Origin of the sequence: Weissella sp. DD23 (assembly GCF_001579105.1) — a bacterium.
Classification (GTDB): Bacteria; Bacillota; Bacilli; order Lactobacillales; family Lactobacillaceae; genus Weissella; species Weissella cibaria.
The window spans coordinates 46,278-52,902 of the sequence record NZ_KQ970391.1 but is presented as its reverse complement, the minus strand read 5'-3'; the positions used below and the strand labels follow the sequence as shown (position 1 = coordinate 52,902).

General features: G+C 47.5%; 3 protein-coding genes. All 3 read right to left on the bottom strand.

Annotation, left to right across the window (positions count from 1 at the left end):
• Nucleotides 1–51: 51 nt before the first annotated feature.
• Nucleotides 52–333, bottom strand: coding sequence for a hypothetical protein (locus WEIDD23_RS02755; protein WP_010369513.1), 282 nt, complete (start codon nt 331–333; stop codon nt 52–54).
• 214 nt (nt 334–547) lie between these two features.
• On the bottom strand, nt 548–4,204 hold the full coding sequence (gene rpoC, locus WEIDD23_RS02750; RefSeq protein ID WP_010369515.1) for a DNA-directed RNA polymerase subunit beta': 3,657 nt from the start codon (nt 4,202–4,204) through the stop codon (nt 548–550).
• A gap of 158 nt (nt 4,205–4,362) precedes the next feature.
• Nucleotides 4,363–6,625 (bottom strand): DNA-directed RNA polymerase subunit beta (locus tag WEIDD23_RS12700; RefSeq protein WP_082778303.1); only part of this gene is annotated, 2,263 nt, incomplete at its 5' end.

The following is a 6,625-nucleotide window of genomic DNA, read 5'->3' as shown; positions in this document are numbered from 1 at the left end:
GACACCTGCGCGTTATTACGTCTATCCAGATGGCGACGTTCGGGCTGATGTTTAATAATTCAACGCGACCTCAGCTAGATTAAGTGCCAATGACGCAAAGAACACAATCGCAAGCACTGATCCCGTTGCAATGCTTAGCGCAGCTGTCCGGCGACGGAGCCGGGTCAATGTATTACCGTTAACGGTATCAACGGTCAATGCCATCGTCGCACATCTATTAACCACGAACGCAGCAGCAAAAGCAATAATCAAGACTGCGAATGGCAACTGGTGGACAGCCCAGGTCACATCATTTACAAATTGTTGAAATCCAAAAGTTAAGACATCATGCATCTTAAAATTCCCCCTCTTTAACAAATCCCTCTTCTAAGAATAGATTACCAAAAAGGGGCCGGATAACAAATAGGTGAGACAATTTAAAATTTATTATTTCACAAAATAATATACAGTGACAGATTTGCTGACCAACACAAAAAAGCACTTTAACGAGATTCGCATCACGTTAAAGTGCTTTTTGTTTTGAACTACAACCAGCGATTAACCGAAATTAGTCGTTGTGCAAGTTCATTGAATTCTCAATATCAGCGATTGAAGGAATCTTCGTACCCTCTTCAGTTGATACCACAACAGGATCTGCAACGACCTTGTCTTCGATAGCTTGGTATTGCTTCATACCAGTACCGGCTGGAATCAACTTACCGATGATAACGTTCTCCTTCAAACCAACCAATGGATCGTTCTTTCCACGGATAGCAGCGTCCGTCAAGACACGAGTCGTCTCTTGGAATGATGCAGCTGACAAGAATGAGTTCGTCTCCAATGATGCCTTGGTAATACCAAGCAAAACTGGACGTGCTGTGGCTGGCAAGCCACCCTTCAACAACGTCTCTTCGTTAGCATCACGGAATTGCGCGATATCCATCAACGTACCTGGCAACAAGTCCGTCTCACCCGGATCCATGACACGAACCTTACGAAGCATTTGGCGAGCCATAACTTCGATGTGCTTGTCAGAGATCTCAACACCTTGCATACGGTAAACCTTTTGCACTTCACGCACAATGTAGTTTTCAGTAGCCAATGTGTCTCGAACTTGGATGATTTCCTTAGGATCAGCTGAACCTTCGTTCAACGTCTCACCACGGTGGATTTGATCACCTTCAGCCACACGCATGCGTGCAGTCATAGGCAACGTGTAAGTACGCGTATCCGTCTCACCTTGAACAGTAACTTCCTTAGTGCGTTCTGCTGGGTTTTCTTCAATTGAAGTAATCTCACCAGTAACTTCAGTAATCATTGCACGACCCTTAGGGTTACGTGCTTCAAAGATTTCTTGCACACGAGGAAGTCCTTGCGTGATATCGTTTCCGGCAACACCACCGGTGTGGAACGTACGCATAGTCAATTGCGTACCTGGCTCACCGATTGATTGTGCGGCAACAGTACCAACAGCTTCACCAACTTCAACAACGTCACCAGTAGCCATGTTACGACCGTAGTCGTATACGCAGACACCGTGTTCCGTGTTGCAAGTAAAGGCTGAGCGAATGTTAACAGTCGTAACGCCGGCTTCAACAATGGCCTTAGCCTTGTCTTCGTCGATCATTTCGTTGTGGGCAACGATAACTTCACCAGTCGTTGGGTTAATAACGGCCTTTTGTGCGTAACGTCCCAAAATACGCTCATACAATGACTCAATGACTTCGTTACCGTTCATGATGGCTGAAACATCCAAACCACGATCAGTACCACAGTCAAGCTCACGAATGATAACGTCTTGCGCAACGTCAACCAAACGACGAGTCATGTAACCTGAGTCGGCCGTCTTCAAGGCCGTATCAGTCATACCCTTACGAGCACCGTGAGTTGAGAAGAACATTTCCAAAACTGACAATCCTTCACGGAAGTTGGCAATGATAGGCAACTCCATGATACGTCCGTTAGGCGCAGCCATCAAACCACGCATACCAGCCAATTGCGTAAAGTTAGAAATGTTACCACGAGCTCCTGAATCCGACATCATAAAGATGTTGTTATCAGGTTCGAAGTGTTCAATCAGCTTTGACGTGATGTCATCCTTCGCTTGGTTCCAGATGGCAATAACACGCTCATAACGCTCATCGTCAGTAATCAATCCACGACGGAATTGCTTAGAAACAGTAGCGACTTGCTTGTGAGCTTCTTCGATGATTCCTGGCTTTTCCTTCAAGTCAGTAACGTCGGCCACACCAACCGTCAAACCAGACTTAGTTGACTCATCGTAACCCAAGTCCTTCATGCGGTCCAATAGCAATGACGTTTCCGTAACCTTGTAAATCTTGTAGACTTCGGCAACGATGTCTGATAAGTAACCCTTCTTGAATGGAGGCAAGATTGGCGTCTCGGCAAAGTGTGCCTTGATGTCAGTTCCTGGCTCCATGAAGAAGCGATCGTCAATGGCGTGCAAGTTAGCCTCAGTTGGCTCGTTCAAGTATGGGAAGTCGACTGGCAAGATGTCGTTAAAGAACAACTTACCAACAGTCGTCGTCATGATACGTGAACGTTGCTCGTCAGTGAATGGCTTCTCTGCAGGGAATGAAGACGTTTGGATTCCAATACGCGTGTGCAAGTGCACATACTTGTTTTGGAAGGCCGTGCGCGCTTCATTAATATCCTTGAAGATCATACCTTCACCTTCACGACCAGCTTCTTCAGTCGTCAAGTAGTAGTTACCGATAACCATGTCCTGTGATGGGGCCACGATAGGCTTACCATCCTTAGGTGCCAAGATGTGTCCAGCGGCAAGCATCAACAAACGAGCTTCGGCTTGGGCTTCATCTGACAAAGGAACGTGGATGGCCATTTGGTCACCGTCAAAGTCGGCGTTATAAGCTTCAGTAACCAATGGGTGCAAACGCATCGCCTTACCTGAAACCAAGACAGGCTCAAACGCTTGAATTCCCAAACGGTGAAGCGTTGGTGCACGGTTCAAAAGAACTGGGTGCTCCTTGATAACGTCTTCCAAGACGTCCATAACAACTTCGTCACGACGGTCGATCATACGCTTAGCGGCACGAATGTTACCAGCCAAGTCACGAGCAACCAATTCCTTCATGATGAATGGGCGGAACAATTCCATAGCCATTGGACGTGGCAATCCCATTTGGTTCATCTTCAAGAAAGGACCAACGTCGATAACTGAACGTCCTGAGTAGTCGACACGCTTACCAAGCAAGTTTTGACGGAAACGTCCTTGCTTACCCTTAAGCATGTGTGACAATGACTTCAATGGACGGTTACCAGGACCCGTTACAGGACGTCCGCGACGACCGTTGTCAACCAACGCGTCGACGGCTTCTTGCAACATACGCTTTTCGTTTTGAACGATAATGCCAGGTGCGTTCAACTCCAACAAACGCTTCAAACGGTTGTTACGGTTGATAACACGACGGTACAAATCGTTCAAGTCAGACGTTGCAAAACGTCCACCTTCCAATTGCACCATTGGACGCAAGTCAGGTGGGATAACAGGAATAACATCCATAACCATCCACTCTGGCTTGTTACCAGACTTAACGAAAGCTTCGATGATGTCCAAACGACGAACGGCGCGAACACGCTTTTGACCAGTGGCCTCACGCAATTCTGCCTTCAACGTTTCAACTTCAGCTTCAAGATCAGCATTTGCCAACAACGTTTGTACAGCTTCAGCACCCATACCCGCTTCAAAAGCGTTACCGTATTCGGCCTTCAACTCACGGTACTCACGTTCTGACAACAATTGCTTCTCAGTCAAAGGTGTATCACCGGCCTTAGTAACCACGTATGATGCGAAGTAGATAATCTCTTCCAATGAACGTGGTGACATATCCAAGACCAATCCCATACGTGATGGAATTCCCTTGAAATACCAGATGTGTGATACAGGAGCGGCCAACTCAATGTGACCCATACGCTCACGACGGACCTTTGATGACGTTACTTCAACGCCACAACGGTCACAAACGATTCCCTTGTAACGAATACGCTTGTACTTTCCGCAAGCACATTCATAATCCTTGGTAGGTCCAAAGATACGCTCGTCGAAAAGTCCATCCTTTTCTGGCTTGAGCGTACGATAGTTGATTGTCTCAGGCTTCTTAACTTCACCATAAGACCAGCTGCGAATCTTGTCTGGACTAGCCAATCCGATTTGCATGCTTTCAAACTTATTGACATCAATCAATGGTTTGACCCCTTTCGTAGGTTCCTATATACAATCCAATCCAGCACTTCTCTATGTCCGTGCTTACTGCATTCAAACCCAGTCAAATCCAGTAAGCACGAACCTAGCGAGGTGCTAGGTTGGCTAACAATCTATCATAAGGCGACCAAGCTTAACGCTTAGTCAGCATCACTCAAGTTTACGACTTCATCAGTCTTTGGCGCAGCAGTTGCTTCAGCACCGTCAGCAGCAAATTTCTGTGCCAAACGTTGTGCTTCTGCGTTCGCTGCTTCGATGTTAACGATTGAATCGTCTTCATCCATGTCGCGCAATTCGATCTCACGATCATCTGCGTCCAAGACCTTCATGTCCAAACCAAGCGCTTGCAATTCCTTAACCAAGACACGGAATGACTCCGGAACACCTGGCTTAGGGATTTGCTCACCCTTAACGATGGCCTCGTAAGTCTTAACACGACCAACAACGTCATCTGACTTGTACGTCAAGATTTCTTGCAACGTGTGCGCAGCACCGTAGGCCTCAAGGGCCCAAACTTCCATTTCACCGAAACGCTGTCCACCAAATTGCGCCTTACCACCAAGTGGTTGTTGCGTAACAAGTGAGTAAGGTCCGATTGAACGGGCGTGCATCTTGTCGTCGACCATGTGGGCCAACTTCATATAGTGCATGATACCAACTGAGACACGCTTGTCGAAGGCTTCACCAGTACGTCCATCGTACAAGATCGTCTTACCGTCAGCTGGCAAACCAGCTTCCTTAATTGCGTCCCAGATATCTGAGTCACGGGCACCGTCGAAGACAGGAGAAGCGATGTGGATACCCAATTCACGGGCAGCCATACCCAAGTGCAATTCAAGCACTTGTCCGATATTCATACGTGAAGGCACACCCATTGGTGACAACATAATGTCGATAGGTGTTCCATCAGGCATGAATGGCATGTCTTCTGAAGGAACGATAACAGAAACCGTACCCTTGTTACCGTGACGTCCGGCCATCTTGTCACCAACTTGAATCTTACGACGTTGGGCAATGTAGACACGAACCATCATGTTAACACCAGGTGCCAACTCGTCACCGTTTTCACGAGTAAAGATACGAACGTCTTGAACGACTCCGCCTCCACCGTGAGGAACACGCAATGACGTGTCACGGACTTCACGAGCCTTCTCACCGAAGATGGCGTGCAACAAACGCTCTTCAGCTGATAGCTCAGTCACACCCTTAGGCGTAACCTTACCAACCAAAAGATCACCGTCTTCAACTTCAGCACCGATACGGATAATACCGCGCTCGTCCAAGTTCTTCAATTGCTCTTCACCTGTGTTAGGGATTTCGCGAGTGAACTCTTCAGGGCCAAGCTTCGTATCACGCGCCTCTGATTCGTATTCTTCAATGTGAATTGACGTGTAAACATCATCGCGGATCAAACGTTCGTTGATGATGATGGCATCTTCGAAGTTATATCCTTGCCAAGTCATGAAGGCGATCAATGGGTTTTGTCCCAAAGCCAACTCACCTTGCTCCATTGATGGACCATCGGCCAAAACTTCGTCGGCATCAACTGCATCCCCAACCTTAACGATTGGACGTTGGTTGTAGTTCTTACCGGCGTTTGAACGACGGAACTTCATCAATTCGTACTTATCAAGTGAACCATCTTCGCGACGGATGCGGATTTCGCGACCGTCAACATACTCAACCGTACCAGGGTACTTTGCGATAATCGCAACACCCGCGTCGTGGGCAGCCTTGTATTCGATACCCGTACCAATCAATGGTGCGTGTGGATCGATCAAAGGAACCGCTTGACGTTGCATGTTGGCACCCATCAAGGCACGGTTTGAGTCATCGTTTTCCAAGAAAGGAATTGCGGCCGTGGCAACGGCAACAATTTGCTTAGGTGAAACGTCCATGTAGTCAACTTGGTCGATAGAAACTTCGACGTTTTCATCACCCTTACGAGCCAAAACAACGTCAGAAGCAAATGATCCATCTTCGTTCAAAACTGAGTTACCTTGGGCAACGATGAAGTTATCTTCTTCGTCGGCCGTCAAGTAGTCAATCTTGTCCGTAACCTTGTGCGTATCCCAGTCAACACGACGGTATGGTGTCTCAATGAATCCGTAACGGTTAACACGACCGTACGTAGCCAATGAGTTGATCAAACCGATGTTAGGACCTTCAGGCGTTTCGATAGGGTCCATACGTCCGTAGTGCGTGTAGTGCACGTCTCGGACTTCATAACCGGCACGGTCACGAGTCAAACCACCAGGTCCCAAGGCTGAAAGACGACGCTTGTTCGTCAATTCTCCAAGAGGGTTAGTTTGGTCCATGAATTGTGACAATTGTGATGAACCGAAGAACTCCTTAACAGCTGCCACAACTGGGCGGATGTTAATCAATTGTTGTGGTGTAACC